The following is a 2,050-nucleotide window of genomic DNA, read 5'->3' on the forward strand; positions in this document are numbered from 1 at the left end:
TCGGCGCGGCGCTGGTGCATGATGGCAAGGTGATCGCCGCCGCGGCCAATGCCCCGCGCACGCTCCACGATCCCACCGCCCATGCCGAGATGCGGGTGATTCGCGCGGCGGCCGAGCAACTGGGGCGCGAGCGGCTGGAGGATTGCGACCTGTGGGTCACGCTCGAGCCCTGCGCGATGTGCGCGGGTGCGATCGCGCATGCCCGGATCGCGCGCGTCTATTACGGCGCGGGCGATCCCAAGGGCGGCGCGGTGGAGCATGGCCCGCGCTTCTTCGCCCAGCCGACCTGCCATCACCGCCCCGAAATCTATCCCGGCATCGGCGAGGCCGAGGCAGGCGAGATCCTGCGCGATTTCTTCCGCGAGCGGCGCGGCTAGGTTGGGGACTCATTTAAGCCACGCGGTGATAAGGGCTACGAGAGCGATGGCAGCGAGGTAGTTTGTGGCATGCCGGTCGTATCTGGTAGCGATGCGTCGCCAGTTCTTGAGGTGACAGAATAGGCGCTCGATGGCGTTCCTGCGGCGATAGATGCGCTTGTCGAGAGGGTAGGGTTTGCGTCGCGAGGCGGTGGAGGGGATGACGGCCTTGATGCGTCGTTGCCTGAGCCAGTTGCGCAGACTGTCGGCATCATAGGCCTTGTCGGCGAGCAGGCGCCTGGCTGGCGTTGCGCGGCTGAGCAGCGGTATCGCGACACTGATATCGGCAATGTTGCCCGGCGTCAGCGTGAAGGCGACCGGTCTGCCGCGATCGTCGGCCAGGCAATGGATCTTGCAGGTCCTGCCACCGCGCGAGCGGCCGATCGCTTCTTCCCACTCCCCCTTTTTGAGCCCGCTGCCGAGCGATGCGCCTTCACATGGCTGCTGTCGATCGACAGCTCATCGGGCACCGCTCCCGATGCGGCGATCTTCTCGAACAGCCGCTGCCAGATACCGTGCCCCGCCCAGCGGTTGTACCGGTTGTAGATCGTCGTCGGCGGGCCATAAGCCGCAGGCACGTCGCGCCAGCGGCAGCCGGTCTTGAGCACATGCAGGATGCCCGAAATCACCGTGCGATCATCTACTCGAGGCTTGCCTGGCCGGCCGCGAGGAAGATGGGGCTCAATCGCCGCCCAGGCCTCATCCGACAGCCAAAACAGATGACGTGACATCCATCCCCTCCGCCAAACTCATCTACCACACATATTACGACAATAACTCAAACAGATATATAGGTTCTCAACCTAGCCCTCTCCCTCTCGGGGAGAGGGAAGAAGGTGCCGCTCGGAATATCAGGCCGGCCCCAGCACCGTCACGTTCACGTCGATGCGGTGGCGATAGCCGAGGCGCTCGTACAGGCCGATGGCGGACGCATTGTCCGCATAGGCATGCAGGAAGGGTATCTCCCCGCGCGCCACGATCCGGGCTGCGACCACGCGCATCAGCTTGCCGGCAAGGCCAAGGCCGCGAAAATCGGGATGGGTGCACACGCCGCTGACTTCGGTGAATTCGAACGGCTTCATCCGCTCGCCCGCCATCGCGATCAGCCGCCCTTCGTGCCGGATGCCGATGAACTGGCCGAGTTGGTGGGTGCGAGCGAAGAAGGGCCCGGGCTCGGTGAGCGTGGCGAGCGCCAGCATCTCCGCCGCGTCGGCATCGCCCAGCTCGAGAAAGGCGAAATCGGGATCGGCGGGCGCGGGATGCTCCGCGACCATCTGCACGCCCATGCGGTGCTTCTGGGCGATCGCGTCCGGGACGGGGGGCAGCGGGTCCTTCTCCAGCACGATCGCCGGGCCGGTGCGGGCAACCAGCGCACCGAGCGCCGCCAGCGGCTCGTCGCTGTGGTTCACCGCGGTGGCGAAAGTCGCATAGTCGCCGTCATAGCGCCGGGCGAGCCCCGCGCCGCGCGCGAGATGCTGCTGCCGGGAACTGAGCGCGGACCAGGCGGGATTGTCGAGCGGGTGCATGGCGGTGTTCTGCGCCACCGGCGCGGCTGGAGCAATTCCTCCCCCAGCAAGCTGGGAGAGGAATTTGGGCTAGTGATTATGCCGCGGCACCTTCTCGCTCGTCCGCCG

At 66.3% G+C, this 2,050-nt stretch carries 3 protein-coding genes; 1 reads left to right on the plus strand and 2 read right to left on the minus strand.

Annotated features, from left to right (window positions below; all coding sequences use genetic code 11):
- The coding region (locus tag AB0B14_RS36690; protein WP_357526756.1) for a nucleoside deaminase at positions 1–377 on the plus strand (377 nt) is incomplete at its 5' end.
- Positions 378–386: 9 nt separating this feature from the next.
- On the opposite strand, the gene AB0B14_RS36695 is transcribed toward AB0B14_RS36690, so the two are convergent.
- Positions 387–1,147, minus strand: a protein-coding gene (locus AB0B14_RS36695) for an IS5 family transposase (RefSeq protein WP_156032090.1) whose coding sequence is annotated in 2 segments (ribosomal slippage) — positions 387–820 and positions 820–1,147 — 762 coding nt in all. Because the reading frame shifts where the segments join, the coding sequence is not laid out codon by codon here.
- A gap of 120 nt (positions 1,148–1,267) precedes the next feature.
- Positions 1,268–1,960, minus strand: a complete 693-nt coding sequence (locus AB0B14_RS36700) for a GNAT family N-acetyltransferase (RefSeq protein WP_345847914.1) — start codon at positions 1,958–1,960, stop codon at positions 1,268–1,270.
- Positions 1,961–2,050: the final 90 nt, after the last annotated feature.

This window comes from Micromonospora sp. NPDC049171 (assembly GCF_040648275.1).
In the GTDB taxonomy this organism is placed as follows: domain Bacteria; phylum Actinomycetota; class Actinomycetes; order Mycobacteriales; family Micromonosporaceae; genus Micromonospora.